General features: G+C 59.8%; 18 protein-coding genes and 1 riboswitch. Of the genes, 4 read left to right on the top strand and 14 right to left on the bottom strand.

Annotated elements, in window-relative coordinates:
- Window positions 1–332 precede the first annotated feature (332 nt).
- Window positions 333–430, top strand: a riboswitch (TPP riboswitch).
- A gap of 35 nt (window positions 431–465) precedes the next feature.
- The 3 genes from thiM to L6R44_RS17235 are packed head-to-tail and all read left to right on the top strand — an operon-like array spanning window position 466 to window position 2822.
- On the top strand, window positions 466–1236 hold the full coding sequence (gene thiM, locus L6R44_RS17245; RefSeq protein WP_237424908.1) for a hydroxyethylthiazole kinase: 771 nt from the start codon (window positions 466–468) through the stop codon (window positions 1234–1236).
- Window positions 1233–2033, top strand: a complete 801-nt coding sequence (gene thiD, locus L6R44_RS17240; protein ID WP_237424907.1) for a bifunctional hydroxymethylpyrimidine kinase/phosphomethylpyrimidine kinase — start codon at window positions 1233–1235, stop codon at window positions 2031–2033. Before thiM ends, thiD begins: the two co-directional genes overlap by 4 nt.
- A gap of 42 nt (window positions 2034–2075) precedes the next feature.
- Window positions 2076–2822: a GntR family transcriptional regulator gene (locus L6R44_RS17235; protein WP_025760289.1), complete on the top strand. Its 747-nt coding sequence runs from the start codon at window positions 2076–2078 to the stop codon at window positions 2820–2822.
- Here the strand turns inward: L6R44_RS17235 and L6R44_RS17230 are convergent.
- The 3 genes from L6R44_RS17230 to L6R44_RS17220 are packed head-to-tail and all read right to left on the bottom strand — an operon-like array spanning window position 2796 to window position 6024.
- Complete coding sequence (locus L6R44_RS17230; protein ID WP_237424906.1) at window positions 2796–3749, bottom strand: PfkB family carbohydrate kinase; 954 nt, start codon at window positions 3747–3749, stop codon at window positions 2796–2798. The genes L6R44_RS17235 and L6R44_RS17230 overlap by 27 nt on opposite strands.
- Window positions 3746–4750, bottom strand: a complete 1005-nt coding sequence (locus L6R44_RS17225; protein WP_032641694.1) for an ADP-ribosylglycohydrolase family protein — start codon at window positions 4748–4750, stop codon at window positions 3746–3748. The genes L6R44_RS17230 and L6R44_RS17225 overlap by 4 nt, the downstream gene beginning before the upstream one ends.
- Window positions 4747–6024 (bottom strand): nucleoside permease, encoded by a 1278-nt coding sequence (locus tag L6R44_RS17220; RefSeq protein ID WP_237424905.1) that lies wholly within the window; start codon window positions 6022–6024, stop codon window positions 4747–4749. Before L6R44_RS17220 ends, L6R44_RS17225 begins: the two co-directional genes overlap by 4 nt.
- Before the next feature lie 250 nt (window positions 6025–6274).
- On the opposite strand from L6R44_RS17220, the gene fbaB reads away from it, so the two are divergent.
- Complete coding sequence (gene fbaB, locus L6R44_RS17215; RefSeq protein ID WP_237424904.1) at window positions 6275–7327, top strand: class I fructose-bisphosphate aldolase; 1053 nt, start codon at window positions 6275–6277, stop codon at window positions 7325–7327.
- A gap of 53 nt (window positions 7328–7380) precedes the next feature.
- On the opposite strand, the gene yegS is transcribed toward fbaB, so the two are convergent.
- The 11 genes from yegS to yegD all read right to left on the bottom strand — a co-directional run bounded on the left by yegS (window position 7381) and on the right by yegD (window position 24510).
- Entirely contained in the window at window positions 7381–8280 is a 900-nt protein-coding gene (gene yegS, locus L6R44_RS17210) for a lipid kinase YegS (protein WP_237424903.1), read from the bottom strand.
- A 162-nt stretch (window positions 8281–8442) separates the two neighbouring features.
- Window positions 8443–8994, bottom strand: coding sequence for a hypothetical protein (locus L6R44_RS17205; RefSeq protein WP_032642669.1), 552 nt, complete (start codon window positions 8992–8994; stop codon window positions 8443–8445).
- A 61-nt stretch (window positions 8995–9055) separates the two neighbouring features.
- Window positions 9056–10021, bottom strand: a complete 966-nt coding sequence (locus L6R44_RS17200) for a hypothetical protein (RefSeq protein ID WP_032641686.1) — start codon at window positions 10019–10021, stop codon at window positions 9056–9058.
- A 417-nt stretch (window positions 10022–10438) separates the two neighbouring features.
- Complete coding sequence (trhP, locus tag L6R44_RS17195; RefSeq protein ID WP_023312421.1) at window positions 10439–11800, bottom strand: prephenate-dependent tRNA uridine(34) hydroxylase TrhP; 1362 nt, start codon at window positions 11798–11800, stop codon at window positions 10439–10441.
- Between the two features lie 207 nt (window positions 11801–12007).
- Window positions 12008–12730 carry a two-component system response regulator BaeR gene (gene baeR, locus L6R44_RS17190; RefSeq protein ID WP_237424902.1) on the bottom strand — a complete coding sequence of 241 codons (723 nt, stop codon included), beginning with the start codon at window positions 12728–12730 and terminating at the stop codon, window positions 12008–12010.
- Window positions 12727–14130, bottom strand: a complete 1404-nt coding sequence (baeS, locus tag L6R44_RS17185) for a two-component system sensor histidine kinase BaeS (protein WP_032641678.1) — start codon at window positions 14128–14130, stop codon at window positions 12727–12729. The genes baeR and baeS overlap by 4 nt, the downstream gene beginning before the upstream one ends.
- The gene (locus L6R44_RS17180) at window positions 14127–15542 is read right to left on the bottom strand and encodes an MFS transporter (protein ID WP_237424901.1); all 1416 of its coding nucleotides are present in this window, start codon (window positions 15540–15542) and stop codon (window positions 14127–14129) included. Before L6R44_RS17180 ends, baeS begins: the two co-directional genes overlap by 4 nt.
- Entirely contained in the window at window positions 15543–18620 is a 3078-nt protein-coding gene (gene mdtC / locus L6R44_RS17175; protein WP_237424900.1) for a multidrug efflux RND transporter permease subunit MdtC, read from the bottom strand. It lies immediately after the preceding gene.
- Entirely contained in the window at window positions 18621–21743 is a 3123-nt protein-coding gene (locus tag L6R44_RS17170; RefSeq protein WP_237424899.1) for an MdtB/MuxB family multidrug efflux RND transporter permease subunit, read from the bottom strand. It lies immediately after the preceding gene.
- The gene (locus tag L6R44_RS17165) at window positions 21743–22945 is read right to left on the bottom strand and encodes an MdtA/MuxA family multidrug efflux RND transporter periplasmic adaptor subunit (RefSeq protein WP_237424898.1); all 1203 of its coding nucleotides are present in this window, start codon (window positions 22943–22945) and stop codon (window positions 21743–21745) included. Before L6R44_RS17165 ends, L6R44_RS17170 begins: the two co-directional genes overlap by 1 nt.
- Window positions 22946–23157: 212 nt before the next feature.
- Window positions 23158–24510 carry a molecular chaperone gene (gene yegD / locus L6R44_RS17160; RefSeq protein WP_237424897.1) on the bottom strand — a complete coding sequence of 451 codons (1353 nt, stop codon included), beginning with the start codon at window positions 24508–24510 and terminating at the stop codon, window positions 23158–23160.
- Window positions 24511–24557 lie beyond the last annotated feature (47 nt).

Genomic DNA, 24557 nt, shown 5'->3' with positions numbered 1-24557 from the left:
TAAAATCAAAGTGCTGTTGGCTAAATGATAAAGGTTATGTGTGCAGGCTATACATTGAGACAGTCGGATACCAGTGAATTATATAAGGGAAAGAGAAGGGGATTCATTAGCTACTGCTCAATACCATCTATTAAAATGTTAATTATTTTCTTTTCTGTGAAGGATCTTTTAGTCGTTTAATTAAAAAGACAGAGAGTAATTGGGTGTCGTTGTTCTTTCTGAGTATTCGAAGTCTTTCGCTCCTGCCTTGCGTGAAGAATCATTATCCGAAAGAGTGGGCTTGCTTGAGCAAGCAACTTCCCCTAATCTGGCAAAAAGTAAGCTAATGCTTACCAAATGACTCGGGGTGCCCTTCTTCGTTGAAGGCTGAGAAATACCCGTATTACCTGATCTGGATAATGCCAGCGTAGGGAAGTCAGATGCCTTCCCGGTCATCGCTTCTTCACGCAAGGCAGGAGCGAAACCATGCAGCCTGACCTGCTCGATTTACACGTTTTACATCACTTCCGCACCCGTTCTCCGCTGACCCAGTGTATGACCAACGATGTCGTACAGTCCTTTACGGCCAACGTTTTGCTGGCGCTTGGCGCATCCCCGGCGATGGTGATTGAGGCCGAAGAGGCCGAGCAGTTTGCCGCGATAGCCGATGCGCTGCTGATAAACGTTGGCACGCTGACCTCGCCGCGCGCCCAGTCGATGCGTCGGGCGATTGAACGCGCGGTGGCGGCAGGCAAGCCCTGGACGCTGGACCCGGTTGCCGTTGGCGCGCTCGCGTTCCGCACCCGCTTTTGCCATCAAATCCTTGCCCTGAAACCGGCCGCCATTCGCGGCAATGCGTCAGAAATCCTGGCCCTTGCCGGGATGAGCGCGGGCGGGCGCGGCGTCGATACGACCGATACCGCCGCCAGCGCGCTGCCTGCTGCCGAAGCGCTGGCTCGCCAGACCAATGCCGTAGTGGCCGTCACCGGCGAGGTGGATTACATCACGGACGGACAGCGCACGCGCACCGTAACGGGCGGCGATCCGCTGATGACGCGCGTGGTGGGCACCGGGTGCGCGCTCTCTGCCGTTGTGGCGGCGAGCTGCTCGCTGCCGGGTGACCGGCTGGATAACGTCGCTGCCGCCTGCGGGTTTATGAAGCGGGCCGGGACGATCGCCGTTGCGCAGTCGCGTGGCCCGGGCAGTTTTGCCAGCGCGTTCCTCGACGCGCTCTACACGCTGGAGGGGCAGGCATGAAGCGAATTAATGCCCTGACCATTGCCGGCACCGATCCCAGCGGCGGCGCGGGTATCCAGGCTGACCTGAAAACCTTCTCCGCCCTTGGCGCATACGGCTGCTCGGTCATCACCGCCCTGGTGGCGCAAAACACGCGCGGCGTGCAGTCGGTCTACCGTATTGAGCCGGATTTTGTTGCCGCGCAGATGGATTCGGTATTCAGCGACGTGCGTATAGACACCACAAAAATAGGCATGCTGGCCGAGACGGACATTGTGGAAGCGGTGGCCGAACGGCTTAAACGGTATCAGGTGCAAAACGTCGTGCTGGACACCGTGATGCTGGCGAAAAGCGGCGACCCGCTGCTCTCCGCCACTGCCGTGGAAACCCTGCGCAAAAAGCTGCTGCCGCAGGTGGCGCTCATTACGCCCAATCTCCCGGAAGCCGCCGCGCTGTTGGGCACATCGCATGCGCGAACGGAACGCGAGATGAAAGCGCAGGGGAACGCGCTGCTGGCGATGGGCTGCGGGGCGGTGCTGATGAAGGGCGGTCATCTTGACGACGCTGAAAGCCCGGACTGGCTTTTTACCCGCGATGGCGAGCTGCGTTTTACCGCGCCGCGCGTGCAGACCAGAAATACCCACGGTACGGGCTGTACGCTCTCGGCCGCGCTGGCGGCGCTGCGCCCACGCCATGACGGCTGGGCCGAAACGGTGCGGGAAGCGAAAACCTGGCTCTCGGCGGCGCTGGCAAAAGCCGATACTCTGGAAGTCGGTCACGGTATTGGGCCGGTACATCATTTTCATGCATGGTGGTAAGACAGTATACTGGCAGGAAACACCACGCCTGAGAAAACAGAGATGGAACAAGCGCATACCCGGTTAATCGCTCAACTGAATGAACGGATCGCCGCGCCTGACAACACGCCGCTGTACCTGAAATTTGCCGAAACGGTAAAAAACGCGGTGCGCAGCGGCGTGCTGGAGCACGGGAATATTTTGCCCGGCGAGCGCGATCTGAGCCAGCTAACCGGCGTGTCGCGCATTACCGTGCGAAAAGCGATGCAGGCGCTGGAGGAAGAGGGCGTGGTGACGCGCGCCCGTGGCTATGGCACGCAAATCAACAATATCTTCGAGTATTCCCTGAAAGAGGCGCGCGGGTTCTCACAGCAGGTCGTGCTGCGCGGCCAAAAGCCCAATACGCTGTGGGTCAACAAGCGGGTGGTGAAGTGCCCGGAAGAGGTGGCGAATCATCTTTCAATTCCCCCCGAGAGTGAGGTTTTCCTGCTCAAGCGTATTCGCTACGTTGATGAGGACGCCGTCTCGATTGAGGAGTCCTGGGTGCCGGTCGGGCTCATTCCCGATCCGGATGCGATCGGCATTTCGCTTTACGATTATTTCCGCAGCCAGAATATTTTCCCGCAGCGCACCCGTTCACGGGTCAGCGCCCGCATGCCGGACAGCGAGTTTCAGGCGCACATTAAGATGGATGAAAAAATTCCGGTGCTGGTGATCAAGCAGGTTGCGCTTGACCAACAGCACCGGCCGATTGAGTACAGCATCAGCTACTGTCGCAGCGATCTATACGTCTTTGTGTGCGAGGAGTAATTCCTCGCGGGTGGGGGCGCAATCCCCGCCGCGGTGGCTGACAACCCAGGAAGCCACGGCATTTCCCAGCAGAACGGCGTCTGCCAGCGGCCATCCCGCCGCCAGCCCGGCAAGCGTGCCGCCCGCGTGGCTGTCGCCCGCGCCGATGGTGTCCACGACCGTTGCCGGAAACGCCGGAACCACGCCCGAACAACCGCCGTCATACCAGACCGCGCCGTCTTTATCGTGGCGCACAATCAGCGCGGCCCCGAAGCGCTGCTGCCACTCCGTACCCAGGTTTTCAACCCCGACGCCTGGCCGCCCGGCTGCGATTTCCGCTTCCTGACGATTAAGGGAGACGATTGGCCTGCAGGCCATAATCCGCGCCATCAGCGCGTCGGGGATGTCCGCGATGCGGGGGCCAAAATCGATAAAGGCCGTCACGTCCTGCAACCCCTCCAGCCAGTCCGTTAACAGCTCGCCGCAGGGCGAGGCCAGCTGATAGCCGGACAAATAGACCAGGCTGTTTTGCGGGATGTTTAGCACATCAAGCCAGCGCTGCTGCCACTGGTTCTCCACGCCGCTAAAGGACATAAAGGTGCGCTCGCCGTCTGGCTCCACCAGCGCCAGGCACCAGCCGTTGTCGCCGGTTTCGGCCTCGATGGCGCTGTGCAGATCCTGCTTCGCCATGGCGTTGCGGATGATATCCGCCCACACGCCGTGGCCGACGGGCAGGGCGTTTTGCGCCGAAATGCCGAGCCGCTTCAGGGCGATAGCGATATTCAGCGCGCAGCCGCCAATATTCACACCCTGCTGTTTGAGCTCGATATCGCACCCGCGCCAGGGCAGGGCGTAGGCGTCGGCGATGACGTCAATCACCGCTGCGCCCAGCACCGTCACCGGGCGCGTAGCGTGCAGAGCATCAAGACGTTGGGCAAATGACGTCATACGCCCTCCCTTTGCTCCCGGTAGTGCAGCAGCTTCTCGCAATAGTGGCCGAAATCGAGCTGGTTAACGGCGTCGAGCTCGGCTTTAAGCGCCGGATCAATCGCCCGTACGCCGTGCAGCGCACCGCAGATGGCCGTCGCCATGGCGCCAATGGTGTCGGTGTCGCCGCCCAGGTTGGCGCATAAAATGGCGCAGCGGTTCGGGTCGGTTCCCGCCAGTTCAACCATGGCAATGGCTGCCGGAACGGACTCAATGGTGCTGGTTCCCGCGCCAATCAGCTGATAAATCTGCTCGCTGGCAGAGTCGATACCGTTGGCTTCCCGCACGGTCTTAAGCGCCAGCTCAATACGTGCCGCCAGCGATGCGCTAAAGGTGGTGGTTTTCGCCTCCTGCGCATAGCGGGCGATACCCGGCAGCGCGTCGACGATGTTCTGCCAGCTTTCGCCGTCGATAGCGCGAGAAACCGCCCAGGTAATCACCACCGCGCCGGCAATGGCGAGGTCCGATTTATGGGTCGGGCTGGAGGCCAGCGCCACCTGCCCAACAAAGTGTTCCAGACGCGTGGCCGGGAGCAGGCAGCCCAGCGGGGAGGCGCGCATCGCCGCCCCGTTGGTTACGCCGTTGTTTTCCAGTTCGCTGACCGGCTTTCCGTCGCGAATCGCGTTTAGCGCGATTTTGGAGGTCGGGCCGAGCACGTTCTTATTGAACGCGTCGAAATCGAGCGCCCAGTTAAGGATATGTTTGCCGATAACGTCCGCGTTAATGTCTCCCTCACACTCAATAATCGCATCCGCCAGGCACAGCGCCATGGAGGTATCGTCAGTGAACTCTGCCTGTTTGAAATAGCAGGCCGCATTATTCTCTGCCGGGCCGGGTAAAAAGCGGTCGATCCAGCCGAAGTGCGCCTTGACGCGCTTTCTCGGCCACAGCTCCGACGGCATGCCCATCGCATCCCCTAACGCCTGCCCGTATAGGGCACCGAGAACACGTTCTTGTTTCATTTAACTTCCCCTTGTGTCAGCGCGGTATCGCCATCAATCACCTCAATTGCGGCGATCTCTTTATCCGATTCGCGGAAAAACAGCATAAACAGCACGGCAATCACGGCAATCATGATTGCGCCAAACGCCCACATTCCGGCCCAGTTGAAGGTCAGCCCGTTCACCGGCTCTTTGTATGCGAACATTTTTTCCATCATTACGCCGCCCAGGCGGTAACCCAACAGGCTACCAAAGCCCTGGCAGCACAGCGTAATCAGGCCCTGCGCGGCGGTGCGCATATGCACCGGCGCTTTTTTATCCACGTAGATGTACGCGGTGACGTAGTAAAAGTCGTAGCTCACGCCGTGCAGCAGAATGCCGAGGAACAGCAGGGCGTAGGTGAAGTACTGTTCCGCGCCGCCGTACACAAAGAACCCGTAGCGGATGGCGGCGGTAATCAGGCCCAGCAGTAAGACCTTCTTAATACCAAAGCGTTTGGTAAAGAACGGCAGGGCGAGCATAAAGAAGATCTCGGAGAACTGCCCGAGCGTCATCCAGCCGGTGGCGTTTTTCATCCCCACTTCGGTGAGGTAGCCGTTGGCGAAGATGTAATAGAAGGCCAGCGGCATAGCAAACAGGAACGAGCAGAAGAAGAACACCAGAAAGTTTCTGTCGCGCAGCAGGATCAGCGCATCCAGCCCCAGCATCACTTTGAAATCCAGCTTGCCGGTGCTCTTCGGCGGCGTGTTCGGCAGGAACAGGGCAAAGACGCCGAGCAGGGCGGAGCTGGCTGCCGTCATCAGCAGCGGAATATTGGTATCGGAAATATCGCTGTAGCCCAGCATCTGCGGCAGAAAGCCGCACGCCAGCCCGGAGGCGATCCAGCCGATAGTGCCCATCACGCGAATGCGCGGAAAATCGGCCTCGACGTCGTCCACGTTAGCGAAGGCGATACTGTTGGTCAGCGCGATGGTCGGCATATAGGTCAGGGAATAAACCAGCAGCAGCGGGAAGAAGGTGCTGAATTGGGTTTGCTGCGCGGCGAAGTACATCAGAATGGCTCCGGCAAACATCAGCACCGCCAGCACTTTCTGCGCGGCAAAGAAGCGGTCCGTCAGCGAGCCGACCAGAATCGGGGAGAGGATCGCCGCAATGGCGGTACAGGCGTAAGACCAGCCAATTTCCCCGGCGGTAAACCCGCTTTTGCTCAGCCACAGCCACAGCGGCACAAACCATGCGCCCCAGATAAACCATTCAACAAACATCATGAATGACAGTTGGACTTTCGTTTTCATTTTTTAATCCTGCATGTCAGAGAGGGTACGCCTTTAACATACCACTGAATAATACCTTTTAAATACCTTTGTGGCGATTGTTTGATCAATGTAACAGTTTTGTTGTACACGAATCGAGCCAGCAGATTGTGCTGAAAAAGAATGCAAAAATTGGAAAATCGGTTAAGTCGGTACCAGGCTTAGTCTGCCCATCAATAATGGGACTGGATAAACACACACCGACACGACGTCGGACCTACGGGAGTATCACATGACTGATATTGCGCAGTTGCTTGGCAAAGACGCCGACAGCCTTTTACAGCATCGTTGTATGACCATTCCAGCCGACCAGCTGTATCTGCCTGGTCATGACTACGTTGACCGCGTGATGGTCGATAACAACCGTCCGCCTGCGGTCCTGCGAAACATGCAGACGCTCTACAACACCGGGCGGCTCGGCGGCACCGGGTATCTCTCTATTCTGCCTGTGGACCAGGGCGTAGAGCACTCGGCGGGCGCGTCCTTTGCGGCGAATCCCCTCTATTTCGATCCGAAGAACATTGTTGAGCTGGCGATTGAAGCGGGCTGTAACTGCGTGGCCTCCACCTACGGCGTGCTGGCCTCGGTTTCGCGTCGCTATGCCCACCGCATTCCGTTCCTCGTGAAGCTGAACCACAACGAGACCCTCAGCTACCCCACCGAATATGACCAGACCCTCTACGCCAGCGTCGAGCAGGCGTTCAACATGGGGGCGGTAGCCGTCGGGGCGACGATTTACTTCGGCTCTGAGCAGTCCCGTCGTCAGATTGAAGAGATCTCCGCGGCGTTTGAGCGCGCGCACGAGCTCGGCATGGTGACCGTGCTGTGGGCGTACCTGCGTAACTCGGCGTTTAAAAAAGACGGGGTGGATTACCACGTGTCTGCCGACCTGACCGGCCAGGCGAACCACCTGGCGGCAACCATCGGCGCGGATATCGTGAAGCAGAAAATGGCCGAAAATAACGGCGGCTATAAAGCGGTGAATTTTGGCTATACCGATGACCGCGTGTACAGCAAGCTGACCAGCGATAACCCGATCGACCTGGTGCGCTACCAGCTGGCGAACTGCTATATGGGCCGCGCGGGGCTGATTAACTCCGGCGGCGCGGCGAGCGGCGATACCGACCTGTCAGACGCGGTGCGTACGGCGGTGATTAACAAACGCGCGGGCGGCATGGGGCTGATCCTTGGCCGCAAGGCGTTTAAGAAATCGATGGCCGACGGCGTGAAGCTGATCAATGCGGTGCAGGACGTCTATCTGGACAGCAAAGTCACGATTGCCTGACCTGGGGACGAAACGTAGGCCGGGTAAGGCGTAGCCGCCACCCGGCAATACCATCAGCGCAAAAGCACACAGTCCGGCGGCAGCCTGCACTGCAGCGCGCCGGGCAATACCTCAATGCGGAACTGCGTTCCGCTCAGCGGTTCCCCGTCGAGGTTAAACGTCATCCCGTGCGGGGCATTTACCTCAAACCACGCGGATTTCCCGTCAATGATATTTGGGCTTTCTTCCGGCTGCGTCAGCGTGGTAAACAGCGCGGGCAGCAGGCCGTCGCCCGTGAAAATCCGCAGCTGTAGCTGACCGTCATCGATCAGCGCCTCCGGGCACAGCTGCTGACCGCCCCCCGCCTGACGGCCATTGCCAATGCCGATCACCAGCGCGTCACCCTGCCACTGAAAATTCTCGCCGCGAATTTCGCAGCGGTCAGGCTTGAGGGTGTCCATGCGCATCAGACCGTGGATGAGATACGACACGCCGCCCAGCGCTGCCTTCAGTTTTTCCGGCGTTTCGCTGGTGATGCGCGTGCCGAACCCGCCGGTCGCCATATTGATAAAGCAGGTTTTGTCATTCACCTGCGCGATATCTACGGCGGTGGCCTTGCCGAGGATCGCCAGCTGAAGCGCCTTATCTAACGTCTCAGGGATCCCGGCGCTAGTGGCAAAATCGTTGGCGGTGCCGAGCGGTAAAATGCCCATCGCCGGGCGGTCTGTCGGCGGCAGGTCGATAAGCGCAGAGGCGATCTCGTTGATGGTGCCATCGCCGCCGCCGGAAATGACGGTGCTGACGCCAAGCCCGAGGGCTTCATTGATATAGCGTGCCGCGTCGCCTTTCTCCCACGTCACTCTGACGTGAATGCGTGCGCCGTCGTCACGCAACCCCTGAATGGCCTGACGCAGCAGATCGTTGCCTGCACTTTTGCCATTGAGAATCAATAAACTGTCTGGATAGGTTGCCATCCGCGCTGCTCCCTTTTTTAGCGTTAGTAAGAGTGTATAGCAGAGCGGCAAAAAGCGGGTAAGAACAGGATGAAAGACAAAAATATGGCTTCGGAAAGGGGGGGATATCCCCCTATGAGGCGTTTACCTTTTATAGGCCGATCTCTCAATTGACTCTTGCTGTCAACGTTTGAGTCCTGCCATTTGCCTGTTCTCAATCTTCAACTGCTTACGCCACACCCGATTATGTAGCGTTAGCGCAATTGAGCGGTAAAAGACTGATGTATTCATCCACACAATGTTCAGGCAGAAAAATCCCAGGCCTAACAAGGAGGTTATCTGCGGTGTGTAATTTTCTACAGCGCTGAATAAAAGCGAAATCCACGTCCAGAGAAAATAAACGATGCTCATCACGCCAGTCAGTGTAATAACAGAAATATGCAGCTTATATCCTATTAAGGACCCTCTGGCAGTTAAAAACATAGTGCTCATCACTACCATGCAATACACCACTGCTGCAAAGAATACCCCCATCATAACCTTAAATTCAGGTAAACCAAGCAGGCGAAAGAGCAAAATCCAGACAGAAACTTGTAGCAAAGCGTAGCAAAAAATAGTGAGTAAGGTACTTATTGCTAATGGAATGCCTGTCATATGTACACCCACAGGAACACCGAACTGATCTTTTAAGCGATCTTTCAATGATTCAAGCCTTTGGCGATCGTCAGTCGCCATTTCACCTGTTATCACAGTGCTTAATGCCAGGCTCTTCTTGATATAATTTATCATGTCCGGTTTAATAACTTCCTGTAAATGAAAAAGACTGAATCAAACCAAAAACGTATTTACCAGATTGTGTAATATTCTGAGGATTCCGGATTGTACCCGAGACAGCACTGCCAACAAACGCTGAGGAGTTTGAAATAGCATTCAATAGCTCACGCTGTAAGAGCTGCTGTAGCGCTTCTGAAGGATAGCGTTTAGGGTAAACCCCGGCTTTCATCGCTGCTTTAACGCCTGAATTCGAGATTCCGGGATTTCGGATACGAATGATTTCCTCAGTTAACCGCGTGCGATCCGCTCGGCTCATTTTTTGTAATAACGAGAGTAAGCTTTCAGACGTAGAGCGATTAAGCAGGCGATAGGTTAATACAGCGCTTTTCAGACCCGCAGCGGCCCCGGCAAGTGATATCGCATCGAGAGCAGTATTGGTTGCGGTGTACCACTCCTGGGAATCCATCCACGCAACATAGTCATTATGGTTCATGGCAATAAGCGACAAGCGGCCAAGCCCGTTTGCACACTGAATTCCTGTTGCTACACCACCAGCGACAATCACAGCGGCAACAGCACCGGAAGAACCTGCGGTGAGAGGAATGGCCATACCTGCGCCTGCAGCAAGAACGACAGTGAGAATGGCAGCTCCGCAAGAAATCGCCGTAGAACCAATTTCAGTTGCGAGTGAAGGTGACTGAATCGTCGTCGTCGTTGCCTGGATAGGATTACTTGATGAAGCGTTTACTTTAGTGATGACGACATGACTTACCGAGCTTTCGTTTGGCGATGCAATTCGTCTTGAGGGTCTCACTAACCACTGACGCGCACCGTCTGAGTAGATGATCCCAACCTGGCTAAAGTTACGGCTACAGTCTAACTGACTGGCAAGAGCGGTGAAATTTATATCGCCGCCGGAGGCAAGACCCAGACTGCGTGCGAGTGCGTAATCCGGAATATCCTTTGAAATCTGACCAGGAAATGTCATATCTACTCTCCGTCCGTGTGAAATCGTATATCGCCAAGAAATTAAGAGTAAGGGGCATGTTGTGGACGGGGATTAGGAATGATCCGAATAACGCGTTATCCCGCCAGCTCCACGAAAAGTTGTGATGAACGTCATACACCCGCCCGATTTTCGTAAAAGATATTCCAGCAGAATCTGTCACGAATCAACACCCTTCATTTGGTGGGGCAATGCATTCTCATTCTTAATAAGTGGAATGAATGGTACAAAAAAATAAGCCCGCGTAAGGGAGATTACGCAGGCTAAGGAGGTGGTTCCTGGTACAGCTAGCATTTATGGGTTATGTTTTTCAGCGGGGGGATAATACCCGTATTGAACGAAGCGGTATGTGATCCGATTCTAAGAATTATCCCACCGTGAAAAAATTTCCCTGATTGACTATTTGCCGTGCGGATTTCGGGTGCTTTCACCGTTGAAGTTACGCATCAGCAGCGCGAACTTCAGCTCCACCTCTTCCGGCACCGGCAGCCAGACGGTATGACCGTCGCCCGGCGCCACGTCAATCGCTTCGCCTTTGCCGTTTTCCAGATGCTCCAGCGTGAAGTTCATGTTGCCCTGCGGGGTCATCAGCTCCAGGCTGTCGCCTTTGGTGAACTTGTTTTTCACCGCCACGGCCGCCAGCGCGCCTTTGCGCTCGCCGGTGAAGTCACCGACAAACTGCTGGCGCTCGGAAACGGAGTAGCCGTGCTCGTAGTTCTGGTAGTCGTCGTGGGTATGACGGCGCAGGAAGCCTTCGGTATAGCCGCGGTGGGCCAGGCCTTCCAGCGTTTCCAGCAGGCTGGTATCGAACGGTTTACCGGCTGCCGCATCGTCGATGGCTTTACGGTATACCTGCGCGGTGCGCGCGCAGTAGTAATAGGATTTGGTGCGGCCTTCAATCTTCAGAGAGTGCACGCCCATCTGCGTCAGGCGCTCGACGTGGGCGATGGCGCGCAGGTCTTTCGAGTTCATGATGTAGGTGCCGTGCTCGTCTTCAAAGGCGGTCATGTACTCGCCCGGACGCTTGGCTTCTTCAATCATAAACACGCTGTCGGTTGGCGCGCCGATGCCCAGCGTCGGCTCAACGTTGGTCACCGGGATCGGCTCGTGCTTGTGGACGATGTTGCCGACGTCGTCCTCTTTGCCTTCCTGGACGTTATATTCCCAGCGGCAGGCGTTGGTGCAGGTGCCCTGGTTCGGGTCGCGCTTGTTGATGTAGCCGGAGAGCAGGCAGCGGCCGGAGTAGGCCATGCACAGCGCGCCGTGAACGAAGATTTCGATTTCCATATCCGGCACCTGGGTGCGGATCTCTTCGATCTCTTCCAGCGAAAGCTCGCGGGACAGAATGACGCGGGTCAGCCCCATCTGCTTCCAGAACTTCACCGTCGCCCAGTTGACGGCGTTCGCCTGTACGGAGAGGTGAATATCCATCTCCGGGAAGTTCTCCCGAACCAGCATGATTAAACCCGGATCTGACATGATCAGCGCGTCCGGGCCCATATCCACAACGGGCTTCAGGTCACGGATGAACGTTTTCAGCTTGGCGTTGTGCGGCGCGATGTTGACCACCACGTAGAATTTTTTGCCCAGGGCATGCGCTTCGTTGATGCCGAGCTGCAGGTTCTCGTGGTTGAATTCGTTGTTGCGCACGCGCAGCGAGTAGCGCGGCTGGCCCGCATACACGGCGTCGGCGCCGTAGGCGAAAGCGTAACGCATATTTTGCAGCGTTCCCGCCGGGGAAAGGAGTTCCGGTTTAAACATGTTTGTTCTCGTTCTGATGACAGGTCAGATCCGCGTGCACCAGGTGCAGCGGTAAGGGGAGATCCCCCACATTAAGGGCGGGCATTGTAGCGCTGCGGGGCAGGGAGGTAAAGCTTTGCCCCTCACCCTAACCCTCTCCCCAAAGGGGCGAGGGGACTGAAACACCCTCTCCCCTTTGGGGAGAGGGCTGGGGGAGGGGGTGTTTATTTACGCAATCCTGCACGCGTCCGCTTCCCAGCGGTACCCCACGCCGTACACCGCGCGGATAAACGACTGCTCGGCGTCCAGTGCCTCCAGCTTGCGGCGCAGGTTTTTGATATGGCTGTCGATGGTGCGGTCGGTCACCACGCGGTAATCGTCGTACAGGTGGTTCAGCAGCTGCTCGCGGGAGAACACTTTTCCCGGCTCGTGAGAGAGGGTTTTCAGCAGGCGGAACTCCGCGGGCGTCAGGTCCAGCAGCTTGCTGCGCCAGCTTGCCTGGAAGCGGCTTTCATCGACTATCAGCGGGCTTTCGGCGTCCAGCACCTGGAGCTCGCGCTGCGGCCTGCAGCGGCGCAGAATGGTCTTCACGCGGGCGACCACTTCACGCGGGCTGTAGGGCTTGCAGATGTAATCGTCCGCGCCGATTTCGAGCCCCAGCAGGCGGTCAATCTCCTCAATTTTGGCGGTGACCATGACGATCGGCACGTCGGAGAAGCGACGGATTTCCCGGCACAGGGTCAGGCCGTCAACGCCCGGCAGCATTAAATCAAGCAGGATCAGGTCCGGCGGCGTCTGGCGCACGTATGCCAATACCTGGTCGCCGTGGCTGATGAGTGACGGCGCGTAGCTGGCCGCGCGTAAATAGTCGATCAGCAGCTGCCCCAGCTTGGGTTCGTCTTCCACAATCAAAATGCGCGGCGTGTTTTCGTCAATCGGTAACTCGGTCATGCTTCTCTCGATAAATCCCGTTCCAGAGGTAACTCTACTGTAATGCTAACCCCGCCAAAAGGCGAATGGGCGGCGCGGATCGTGCCATTATGCGCCTCGACGATGTTAACGCAAATCGCCAGCCCCAGGCCGGATCCGCCGCTGGCGCGGTTGCGCGAGCCTTCGGTGCGGTAGAAACGTTCAAACAGTTTTTCCAGCTGCGCGTCCTGCACGCCGGGGGCGGAATCCGCGAAGGTGAGGGCAAAGCGCCCGTTTTCCTGCCTGCCGGAGATATGCAGCCCGCCGCCGCTGTCGGTGTAGCGCAGGCTGTTTTCCAGCAGATTGTTGAACAGCTGCATCAGCCTGTCTTTGTCGCCAAACACCACCGCGCTGTCCGGCAGGGAGAGATCGATTTTCAGGTTTCGGCTGGCAAACCGCTCGCGGAAGGCGCCGCTGATCACCTCCAGAATATTAATCACGTCCACCGGCGCTTTCTGGTAGGCCAGCGCGCCTTCGTCGGACATGGAGAGCTGGTGGAGATCGTCCACCAGCTTGGTGAGCGTGCCCACCTCCGCCTGCAGAGAGGCCACCGATTCGGGCGTAAACTGGCGCACGCCGTCCTGAATGGCTTCCAGCTCGCCGCGCAGCACCGCCAGCGGCGTGCGCAGCTCGTGAGAAATGTCGGCCATAAAGTCGCGGCGCATCTGCTGGTTTTTCTCCAGCGTGCTGGCGAGCTGGTTAAAGTCCTGGGCCAGCTTGCCGAGTTCGTCCTGGCTGCGGGTATCGACGCGGGTGGTGAAATCCCCGGCGGCCAGCCTGTGCGTGCCTTCCACCAGCCGTTTTACCGGGGCGAGCAGACCGCGCGCCAGCGGGAAGGTGGCGAGCGCGGCGAGCAGGGTGGAGAGGGCGACAATCAGCCAGCTGGTCCGGCGCTGCTGGCGGTCAAAGTTGATGTCGGTGTTGCGCGTCAGGCGCTCCACCGGGGAGGCGATAACCCAGCCGACGATGGCGTTATTGACCTTAATCGCCCGCCGGGTGCCGTCCGGCGGTATCGGCGCGCGCGGGCCAACCAGCGTGCGCATCTCCTGGTCGATTACCCAGAACTGCGTGCGCCAGCCGTGCGGCGGCATGCCCGGGCCCGGACGATCGTCACCGGTATCGTGCTCCAGCGAGCGCAGGATCTGGAAAATAAAGCGGTCGTTATTGCGAAGAAAACGCCAGTTGCCGTGCTGGGCGTACTGCTCGCCCAGCGCATCGCTTAAGCCCTGCAAGCGCTGTTCATTGCCATGCTTGATGTAATCGATAAAGCCGCGCTCGAAGCTGATCCGTACCGCCCAGTGCATGGTGATCAGCAGGACGATACAGGTGGCAAATATCGCCACGAAGAGCTTGCCGGTTATGCCCGGTCGCCAGAATTTCATGAGCCACTCCTTTTGCCGCGCCGAATCACGACGTTCTTGCTGGTATCATCCGGCACGCGGGCGAAGATGACAGCGGGCAGGGCGATGATAACCGCCATGCTGAGGTAGGTATACATAAAGACCTGATGCGCCACCGGCGTATCGACGCTGAGATGGTGCTGGCCGTACATGCCGAGCAGTAAACCGGCGAGGGTCACCCCAACGCTCATGGAGAGCTGCATGATCATCGACAGCAGGCTGTTGCCGCTGCTCGCCAGATCGTCCGGGAGGTCCTTCAGCGTCAGGGTATTCATCGACGAAAAGCGCATGGAGTTGACGATCCCCTGGCAGAACAGCACCAGCGGCAGAACGTAGTACCAGCCCATCAGCGCCACGGCCATAAACAGCAGGCTGACCAGCGCCAGCCCCAGCGTGGCGGTCACCAGCACGTGACGGTAGCCAAAGCGGTTCACCACCTGCACCACGATGCGCTTCATTCCCATGCTGCCGAGCACCATCGGGATCATCATCAGGCCCGCGTGAAACGGCGAAAATCCCATGCCAATCTGCAGGAACACGGGCGTCATAAACGGCAGCATGCCGCTGCCGACGCGTCCGGCAAAGCTGCCTAACAGGCCAAGGCGATAGGTAGGGTTTTTAAACAGGTTCAGGCTGAACAGCGCCTTATCGTTACCGCTGGCGTGCCGCAGATACCACAGTATGGCGGTAACCCCGAGCGCGATCAGCAGCCCGAGCGTCAGGGGCGAAATCCCCAGCCCTTTTTGCCCGTCCAGCGCCAGGGTAAGCGTGGCCATGCCCGCCGCCAGCAGGATAAAGCCGAAGAAATCAAAGCGCCGCGTCTGCATTTTGTAGTTCGGCATCAGCGTCAGGGTGGCGATGGCGCCGATGATGCCAACGGGAAGGTTGATTAAGAAGATCCAGTGCCAGGAGGCGTACTCCACCAGCATCCCGCCGAGCGCCGGGCCCAGCAGCGGCCCCACCTGGCCGGGCAGGGTGACAAAGGTCATCGCCGCCATGTACTGCTCGCGCGGCACAATCTTCATCACCGTTAACCGCCCGACGGGCACCATCATCGCCCCGCCAACGCCCTGCAGCACCCGCGCCATCACCAGCTGGTCGAGGGTACTGGCCTGCGCGCAAAACAGCGAGCCGGTGGTAAACAGCACGATGGCGGTAAAGAAAATATTGCGCACGCCCACCTTGTCCGCCAGCCAGCCGCTGGCGGGCAGCATCACGGCCACCGTCAGCACGTAGGCAACAATCACCATATGCATGTGCAGCGGGCTCTCCCCCAGGCTTTTCGCCATGGAGGGGAGGGCGGTATTGACGATGGTCGTATCCAGCGACTGCATAAAGAAGCCGAAGGCGACGATCCATAACTGCCAGCGAACGTTAGCGGGGAGATCGGTCATTTACTCGGTCACCGTGGTTCTGTTTTTACGCGAAAAGCGCAGCCGCAGGCGGTCGAAGAACAGATAGACCACCGGCGTGGTGTACAGCGTCAGCAGCTGGCTCATGACCAGGCCGCCGACGATGGCGATCCCCAGCGGCTGGCGCAGCTCGGAGCCGTCGCCGCCGGAAATCACCAGCGGCAGCGCGCCAAAGAGCGCCGCCAGGGTGGTCATCATAATAGGACGAAAACGCAGCAGGCACGCCTGGAAGATCGCCTCCTCCGGCGAGAGGCTGCCGTTGCGCTGGGCGTCCAGCGCGAAGTCGACCATCATAATCGCGTTTTTCTTCACGATGCCTATCAATAGCATAATGCCGATGAGCGCGATAAGGCTGAACGGCGCGCCGAACAGCTCCAGCGCCAGCAGCGCCCCCACGCCCGCCGACGGCAGCGTCGATAGGATGGTCAGCGGGTGAACGTAGCTTTCATACAGCACGCCCAGCACAATATAGACCGTGGCGATGGCGGCCAGAATCAAAATCACCTGCGAGTTCATCGTCTCCTGGAATACCTGCGCCGTTCCGGCAAAGCTGCCGCGCACGGTGGACGGCACGCCAAGCTGGGTCATCGCGCGGTTGATCGCATCGCTGGCTTCGGACAGCGACGAACCGGCGGGCAGGTTGAAGGAGATGGTTGACGCCGCCGACAGCCCCTGGTGATTGACCGACAGCGGGGCGTTGGCTGGCTGCCAGCTGGCGAAGTAGGAGAGCGGAATCGCCTTGCCGTCGCTGTTAATCACAAACATTTTGTCCAGGGCGCTGATGTCCTGGGTGTAGCGCGGGTCTACCTCCATCACCACCTTGTACTGGTTCATCGGCTGGTAGATGGTGGAAATTTCGCGCTGGCCGAAGGCGTTGTTCAGCAGGCCGTTGGCGGCCTCCACGTTAATGCCCAGACGCGACATGGTTTCGCGGTCGTAGGTCAGGGCCATCTCGGCGCCGTTGTCCTGCTGATCGGAGTTGACGTCCGCCAGCTCCGGCAGGGCGGCCAGCGCCTTGCGGATCTTCGGCTCCCACTCGCGCAGGGCGGCTAAATCGTCCGAAAGCAGCGTGTACTGATAGCTGGCGTTCGCCTGACGCCCGCCGACTCGGATATCCTGAACGGCCATCAAAAACAGGTTGGCCCCCGGCTCTTTGGCGAGCTTGACCCGCAGGCGGTCAATCACCTGCTGGGCGGTTTCGTTGCGTTCGCCGCGCGGTTTGAGGGTAATAAACATCATCCCGCTGTTGACGCGCGACCCGCCGGTAAAGCCGGTGACGTTATCCACGGCCTTGTCTTCACGAATGATCTTCATAAAGTCCTGCAGCTTGCCGCGCATCGCCTGGAACGAAATGCTCTGGTCCGCCTGAATGCCGCCCATCAGCACGCCGGTGTCCTGCTCGGGGAAGAAGGTTTTCGGGATGGTGATGTACATCCAGACGTTGAGCACGATGGTGCCGATCAGCACCAGGCCGACCAGCCGGGTATGGTTCAGCACCCACTTCAGCGATTTGCCGTAGCCCTCCTGCATCGCCATCAGGACGCGGCCAAAGCCTTTGCGGCGCGGCTGGGCGTGCGGCCTGCTGCGCTTGAGCATCCAGCCGCACATCATCGGCGTCAGCGTCAGGGAAATCACCAGCGAGATGCCGATGGCGACCGAAAGCGTGACGGCAAACTCGCGCAGCAGGCGGCCCGGCAGCCCGCCCATCAGCAGCAGCGGCAGAAACACCGCCACCAGGGACAGGCTCATGGAGAGCACCGTAAAGCCCACCTCGCGCGTCCCCTGCAGCGCGGCCTGCAGCGGCTTCACGCCCGCTTCCAGATGGCGGGAAATGTTTTCCAGCACCACGATGGCGTCATCCACCACGAAGCCCGTCGCAATCGTCAGGGCCATCAGCGACAGGTTGTTGAGGCTGAACCCGCACAGGTACATGGCGGCAAAGGTGCCGATCAGCGATACCGGCACGGCCACCGCCGGGATCAGCGTCGCGCGGCCGGACCGCAGGAACAGGAAGACTACCAGGATCACCAGCGCGACGGAGATAATCAGCGTCTGCTCCACCTCCTCAAGCGAGGCGCGAATGGTCGGGGAACGATCCTGGGCAATTTGCAGATCGATCGCGGCCGGGATGGTCTCCTGCAGCGCCGGGAGGCGGGCGCGGATGCTGTTCACCGTCTCGATAATGTTGGCTTCCGGCAGCTTGCGGATCATCAGCAGAATGGCGGGTTTGGCGTTGGTCATCCCCGCGTTGCGCACGTCCTGCACCGAATCGGTGACGCTGGCGACGTCGCTTAAGCGCACCGCCGCGCCGTTGTTGTAGTGAATAATCAACGGCTGATATTCGGCGGCAGTTTTCAGTTCGTCGTTGGTGTGGATCTGCCAGCGGTGGCTGCTGTCCTCAAGCGCCCCCTGCGGTTTGCGCACGTTGGCGTTGCTGATGGCGGAGCGCACGTCGTCCAGCGACACGCCCTGATTGAACAGCGCCTGCGGGTTTAATCCCACGCGCACGGCGGGCAGGGAGCTGCCGCCGACGCTCACGTCACCCACGCCGTTAATCTGCGAGATCGTCTGCGCCAGCTGGGTAGACGCAAAGTCGTAAAGCTGTCCCTGCGAGTAGGTGTCCGACGTCAGCGTCAGGATCATGATCGGCGCGTCGGACGGGTTGGCCTTGCGGTAGGTTGGACGGCTCGGCATGCCGCTCGGCAGCAGGCTTTGCGCGGCGTTGATGGCCGCCTGCACGTCGCGCGCCGCGCCGTTAATATCCCGGTCGAAGCTGAACTCCAGAATGATGCGCGTGCTGCCGAGCGAACTGCTGGAGGTCATCTCGTTCACCCCGGCAATCCGCCCGAGGGACCGCTCCAGCGGCGTGGCGACGGATGACGCCATGGTTTCCGGCGAGGCGCCCGGCAGCGAGGCGCTGACCATGATCACCGGGAAATCCACCTGCGGCAGCGGCGCGACCGGCAGCAGCCGGAAGCCCAGCACGCCGCAGAGGGTAATGGCGAGCGAGATGAGGATCGTCGCCACCGGGCGATAAATGAAGAGGGCGAAAAACTTCACTTATGCCTCCTCTTCACGTTTCGGGAAGCGGCTTTTGGCCCACAGCGCCAGGCGGTCAAACAGCAGATATATCACCGGCGTGGTGAACAGGGTTAATACCTGGCTCACCAGCAGGCCGCCGACCATGCCGATCCCCAGCGGACGGCGCAGCTCCGCCCCGACGCCGGTGCTGAGCATCAGCGGCAGCGCGCCCAGCAGGGCCGCCAGCGTGGTCATCAGGATCGGACGAAAACGCAGCAGGCAGGCCTGGAAAATCGCATCCCGCGGCGACATGCCCTGCTCGCGCTCGGCGGCCAGAGCGAAGTCGATCATCATGATGGCGTTTTTCTTTACGATCCCGATAAGCAGGATGATGCCGATAATGGCAATCACGTCCAGCTCGCTGCCCGCCAGCATCAGCGCCAGCAGCGCCCCCACGCCCGCGGTCGGCAGGGTAGAGAGGATGGTGATCGGGTGGATAAAGCTCTCGTACAGCACGCCGAGCACGATGTACATCGCCACGACCGCCGCGACGATCAGCCAGATGGTGTTGCCCAGCGCGGCCTGGAACGCGAGGGTACTGCCCTGGAACTGGGTCTGGATATCGGACGGGAAGCTGAGCGCTTTTTCAGCCGCCTGAATGGCCTCCACCGCTTCGCCGAGAGAATAATTGTCCGGCACGTTAAAGGAGATGGTGGTGGACGGGAACTGATCCAGGTGGTTAATCGACAGCGGGGTATAGCGCTCCTCCACCGTGGCGATAGCGCTCAGCGGCACAATCCCGCCGTCTTTGCTGGTCAGGCGCACCGAGTCCAGCCCCGCAAGGCCGGGCGTGTTCTCCGTGTTGTGCTCCAGCACCACGCGGTACTGGTTCGCCTGGGTGTAGATGGTGGAGATCAGGCGCTGCCCGAAGGCGTTATACAGGGCGTTATCCACGTCCGCCATGGTAATGCCGAGACGGCTGGCGGTATCGCGGTTGACGTTCACGTACGCCGCCAGGCCTTTGTCCTGCCAGTCGCTGCTGACGTCGGCGAGCTGCGGCAGGGTGTTAAGCTTATTCACCAGCTGCGGCACCCAGGTGCTGAGGGCATCCAGTGAGGTGGCCTGCAGCGTGAACTGATACTGCGTGCGGCTGACCTGGGTATCAATGGTCAAATCCTGTATCGGCTGCAGGTAAAGCTCCACGCCCGGCACGCGCGCGACGGCGCTTTGCAGCCGCTCAATGACGGCGTTGACGCGATCGTCGCGCTCGTCCAGCGGCTTGAGGTTGATCTGCAGACGCGCGCTGTTGAGCGACGGGTTGGTGCCGTCGACGCCCACGTAGGAGGTCAGGCTCTCGACCGCCGGGTCCTTCATGACGATCTCAGACACCTGCTGCTGGCGGTGGGCCATGTTGGCGAAGGAGACCGACTGCGGGGCCTGAAGCGTGCCCTGAATAATGCCGTTGTCCTGGATGGGGAAGAAGCCTTTCGGAATGAAAATCCACAGCATCACGCTGAGCGCCAGCGTGCCCAGCGCCACGCCGAGCGTGGCCCAAGGATGGTTCAGCACTTTCGCCAGCACCCGACCGTAGGCGGCAATAATGCGCTCGAACATCCGCTCGGAGGCGCGCGAGAAGCGGTTTTGCCTGCGCAGGGACGCGTGGCTCAGCATGCGGGCGCACATCATCGGCGTCAGGGTCAGCGACACCACGGCGGAGATCAGAATGGCCACCGCCAGCGTCACGGCAAACTCGCGGAACAGCCGCCCGACGATATCGCCCATAAACAGCAGCGGGATCAGCACCGCAATCAGCGAGAAGGTCAGGGAGATAATGGTAAAGCCGATTTCGCCCGCGCCCTTCAGCGCCGCCGCCAGCGGTTTTTCGCCTTTCTCGATATAGCGCGAGATGTTCTCGATAACCACGATGGCGTCGTCCACCACGAAGCCGGTGGCGATGGTGAGCGCCATCAGCGTCAGGTTATTGATCGAAAAATCGAGGAACACCATCACCGCAAAGGTGCCGACCAGCGAGAGCGGCACGGCGACGGCGGGAATAATGGTCGCCGGGACGTTGCGCAGGAACAGATAGATGATCATCACCACCAGCGCAATGGCCAGCATCAGCTCGAACTGGGTGTCGGTCACCGACGCGCGAATGTTGGTGGTGCGGTCGGAAAGCACCTTCACGCTGACCGATTTCGGCAGGCTGTCGATCAGCTGCGGCAGCATGGTGCGGATGCTGTCGGCGGTTTCGATGATGTTGGCGCCCGGCTGGCGCTGGACGTTCATCACGATCGCCTGCTGCTTGTTGGCCCATGCGCCGAGCCAGCTGTTTTCCGCCCCTTGCTCCACCGTCGCCACGTCGCCCAGACGGACCGGCGCGCCGTTCTGGTAGGCGATAATCAGCTGGCGGTATTCATCCGCGGACTGCATCTGGTCGTTGGCAGAGAGGGTGACCGCGCGGGTCGGGCCGTCCAGCGAGCCTTTCGCCGAGTTGACGTTGGCACTGCTGATGGCGCTGCGGATGGTTTCGCTGGTCAGCCCCAGCGCGGCAATCGCCTGCGCGTTGAGCTTCACGCGCACCGCCGGGCGCTGGCCGCCTGCCAGCGTAACGAGCCCGACGCCGGACACCTGAGAAATCTTCTGCGCCACGCGCGTTTCAACCATGTCTTCGACCTGCGTCATCGGCATGGCGGAGGAGGTGACGGCCAGCGTCACGATCGGTGGATCCGCCGGATTCACCTTGCTGTAGACCGGCGGGTTAGGCAGGTCCGACGGCAGCAGGTTGGTGGCGGCGTTGATGGCGGCCTGCACCTCCTGCTCGGCGACGTCCAGCGACAGCGACAGCTGGAACTGCAGCGTCACGACGGAGGCCCCGCCGGAACTCTGGGAGGACATCTGTTTTAGCCCCGACATCTGCCCGAACTGGCGCTCCAGCGGGGCGGTAATGGCGGACGTGACTACATCGGGGCTGGCGCCGGGATACAGCGTCACCACCTGAATGGTCGGGTAATCCACCTCCGGCAGCGCCGACACGGGCAGGAAGCGGTAGCCGATAATCCCGGCGAGCAGGATCGCCACCATCAGCAGCGTGGTGGCGACAGGACGGAGGATAAACAGGCGTGACGGCCCACCTGTAGAGCCTGGGGGCAGCACCTGCATCAGGATTTCTCTCCCTGTTTTGCAGGTTCAACCACTTCCACTTTGGCCCCTTCGGTCAGACGGTCGATGCCGTCGGTGACCACGCGGTCGCCTGCGGAAAGGCCTGCGGCGATCACTACCGTCTGGCTGTCCTGAATACCGGTTTTCACCAGGTGCTTGCTGACCTTATTGTCGCCGTTAAGCACCCAGACGAAGTTACCCTCGTTACCCATCTGCAGCGCGGCGGTGGGGATCACTACCGCGTTCTCTTCGGTGGCAACCAGCATCCGCGCGTTCACGAACTGGTTCGGGAAGAGGGCATCGTCCTGGTTATTAAAGCGCGCCTTCAGCCTGATGGTGCCGGTAGTGGTGTCGATCTGGTTATCCAGGCTGAGCAGGGAACCTTCGCTGAGCTTCTGCTTGTTGGTGCGGTCCCAGGCTTCCACCACCAGGCCCTTTCCGGCTTTCTGCGCCTGCATGACCGTCGCAATGTCGCTCTCCGGCAGGGTGAAGACTAAATCAATCGGGTGAGTCTGGGTGATCACCACGATGCCCGTGGTGTCGCCGCTGGAGATCTGGTTGCCGATATCGACCTGCTTCAGGCCCACGCGTCCGTCAATCGGCGCGGTGATGCGGCTCCAGTCGAGCTGCAGCTGCGCGCTGGCGACGGCGGCCTCGTCGGCTTTGATGGTGCCCAGCGTTTCGCTGACCAGCGACTGCTGGGTGTCCAGCTCCTGACGCGAGACGAGGTTGGTTTTTACCAGCTGCTGATAGCGCGCTAAATCGCGCCGGGCGTTGGCAAGGGTGGCGTTGTCTTTCGCGAGCTGGCCCTGCGCCTGGGCGAGGGTGACCTTAAACTGGCTCGGGTCGATTTCCGCCAGCAGATCGCCGGCTTTAACCTGCTGACCTTCCTGGAAGTGAATGGCCATCAGCTGGCCGTCGACGCGGCTGCGCACCGTAGCGGTGTTGGCGGCGGTAATGGTCCCGAGACCTGTGAGATAGCGAGGAACGGCTTTATTCACCGCCGTCGCCGCCTGTACAGGTGCAAGCGCGCCGCCGCGCATGCCGTGACGCCCACCGCCTGCCGTGCGCTGTGCCTGACCGCTGGCACCGGCGGGCGCAGCGGAGTTTGCGGATTGGCTGTGCCAGTACCAGGCGGCGGCAAGTGCCACCACAATGATGCCAGCGGCGATTGCCCAGCGGGATTTGTTACTGCCTTTCATCGTTATACGTTCTCATCCTGAAGACTTCGGGGAATGATACTAGTTTAGTCAGGCAACACAGCGGAAAAATGGAGGAAATATGGAAGACTGTCAGGAATGGTCTGAATGGAGGTAAAAGCAAAACGGCAACATCCGTTGCCGTTTTTGGGGTTTTCTCCCTCTCCCTGTGGGAGAGGGCCGGGGTGAGGGCAACAGACCGCACCACTACAACACTAGCTAAACATCACCTGCGCCCAGCGCGCCAGCCCTGCGGTAACGGAGCCAAAGTCATCCCCACCGGCAATCGGAATGCCCGGCAGCTGTTCGGCCAGCGCTTTCTTGATCAGCGGCGAACGGGCGCTGCCGCCGGTCAGGTAGATAACGTCCGGCTTCTCCTTGCCGTTCTCCAGCGCCAGCTGCACCTGCTCCAGAATACGCTGCAGCGGCTGCGCGAGCGCCGTTTCCAGGCCGTCCTGCGAAATCGCGGTGGCCAGATCGTCGCTGATAAACGGCAGGGAGACCGCGTGCTCAGCGCGGTCGGAAAGGGCAATTTTGCTCTCTTCCGCAGTACGCACCACGCGGTAGCTGAGGCGCTGACGCCACACTTTGTACAGCAGCGCGACCTTATCGGCGTCCTGCGCGTCGCGCACCAGATCGTTCAGCAGGCGACCGTTGGCGGTGCTGTAAAAATCACTCTGTGCAGGCACGTCGTTGATGGCAATCGCGTTCCACCACGGCAGGATCGGCAGGGCGATGCCCTTTTCCGTTTGCCCGCCCATGCCGAGCAGCGGCATCAGGCTCTTGAAGGCCAGGGCGATGTCAAGATCGTTACCGCCCACGCGGCAGCCGCTGTGCCCGAGCAGGCTGTTTTCGCGATCGCGACGGCTATGCCACTGGGGGCCCATCAGCAGCAGCGAGCAGTCCGTCGTTCCCCCGCCGATATCCACGACGAGTACGCGCTTCTCTTCCGTCAGCGTGGCTTCAAAGTCCAGCCCCGCGGCAACCGGCTCATACTGGAACACCACGTCGCGAAAGCCAGCGCGGTGCGCCGCGCGTTCAAGGATCCCCTGCGCCTGCTGGTTAGCCTCGTCGCCGCCCAGCCCCTGGAAGTTGATCGGGCGGCCAATCACCGCCTGGGTGATCGTATCCGTGACCTGCGTCTGCGCCTGATTGCGAATATGCAGCATCATCGCGCACACCAGGTCTTCGAACATCGCCACCTGCTGCGGCTTCAGGCCGCTGGCGCCGAGGAAAGATTTTGGCGACTTAACGAAGTAGACCTCTTCGGGGTCTTCAATGTAGTGCCCGAGCGAAGAGAGACCAAACTGCACGCTCGACGGGGTAACGTCGATATCTTCCTCGCGGTTAAAGCTAACCGCCCGGCGCAGCAGCGCCTGGGTTTCAGCCGCCGTGGCCGGAACCTGATGGTGGCGGAACAGCCACTCGCTTACCGCTTCACGCGTCGGCGCGCAGAGCATTGAGGGCAGCAGCGTGCTCTCTTTTTCCATTTTCAGGAGCTGCGGCTGTCCGTTTTGCATAACCGCAACCGAGCAGTTTGCCGTACCGTAGTCGAATCCAATAAACACAATAAATCCCCATGCCGGTGAGAAGGGGCGAGACTTTAGCGGAATGC

It is taken from the genome of Enterobacter cloacae complex sp. ECC445 (assembly GCF_021892025.1).
Classification (GTDB): domain Bacteria; phylum Pseudomonadota; class Gammaproteobacteria; order Enterobacterales; family Enterobacteriaceae; genus Enterobacter; species Enterobacter chengduensis.
Note: the sequence above shows the minus strand (reverse complement) of the source record. Positions and strands in the feature narration are given on the sequence as shown.

What these genes read in the sequence shown, in the direction of transcription:
- thiM (WP_237424908.1), top strand. Translation starts at nt 466, where the DNA reads ATGCAGCCTGACCTGCTCGATTTACACGTTTTACATCACTTCCGCACC.
- thiD (WP_237424907.1), top strand. Translation starts at nt 1,233, where the DNA reads ATGAAGCGAATTAATGCCCTGACCATTGCCGGCACCGATCCCAGCGGC.
- L6R44_RS17235 (WP_025760289.1), top strand. Translation starts at nt 2,076, where the DNA reads ATGGAACAAGCGCATACCCGGTTAATCGCTCAACTGAATGAACGGATC.
- L6R44_RS17230 (WP_237424906.1), bottom strand. Translation starts at nt 3,749, where the DNA reads ATGACGTCATTTGCCCAACGTCTTGATGCTCTGCACGCTACGCGCCCG.
- L6R44_RS17225 (WP_032641694.1), bottom strand. Translation starts at nt 4,750, where the DNA reads ATGAAACAAGAACGTGTTCTCGGTGCCCTATACGGGCAGGCGTTAGGG.
- L6R44_RS17220 (WP_237424905.1), bottom strand. Translation starts at nt 6,024, where the DNA reads ATGAAAACGAAAGTCCAACTGTCATTCATGATGTTTGTTGAATGGTTT.
- fbaB (WP_237424904.1), top strand. Translation starts at nt 6,275, where the DNA reads ATGACTGATATTGCGCAGTTGCTTGGCAAAGACGCCGACAGCCTTTTA.
- yegS (WP_237424903.1), bottom strand. Translation starts at nt 8,280, where the DNA reads ATGGCAACCTATCCAGACAGTTTATTGATTCTCAATGGCAAAAGTGCA.
- L6R44_RS17205 (WP_032642669.1), bottom strand. Translation starts at nt 8,994, where the DNA reads ATGGCGACTGACGATCGCCAAAGGCTTGAATCATTGAAAGATCGCTTA.
- L6R44_RS17200 (WP_032641686.1), bottom strand. Translation starts at nt 10,021, where the DNA reads ATGACATTTCCTGGTCAGATTTCAAAGGATATTCCGGATTACGCACTC.
- trhP (WP_023312421.1), bottom strand. Translation starts at nt 11,800, where the DNA reads ATGTTTAAACCGGAACTCCTTTCCCCGGCGGGAACGCTGCAAAATATG.
- baeR (WP_237424902.1), bottom strand. Translation starts at nt 12,730, where the DNA reads ATGACCGAGTTACCGATTGACGAAAACACGCCGCGCATTTTGATTGTG.
- baeS (WP_032641678.1), bottom strand. Translation starts at nt 14,130, where the DNA reads ATGAAATTCTGGCGACCGGGCATAACCGGCAAGCTCTTCGTGGCGATA.
- L6R44_RS17180 (WP_237424901.1), bottom strand. Translation starts at nt 15,542, where the DNA reads ATGACCGATCTCCCCGCTAACGTTCGCTGGCAGTTATGGATCGTCGCC.
- L6R44_RS17170 (WP_237424899.1), bottom strand. Translation starts at nt 21,743, where the DNA reads ATGCAGGTGCTGCCCCCAGGCTCTACAGGTGGGCCGTCACGCCTGTTT.
- L6R44_RS17165 (WP_237424898.1), bottom strand. Translation starts at nt 22,945, where the DNA reads ATGAAAGGCAGTAACAAATCCCGCTGGGCAATCGCCGCTGGCATCATT.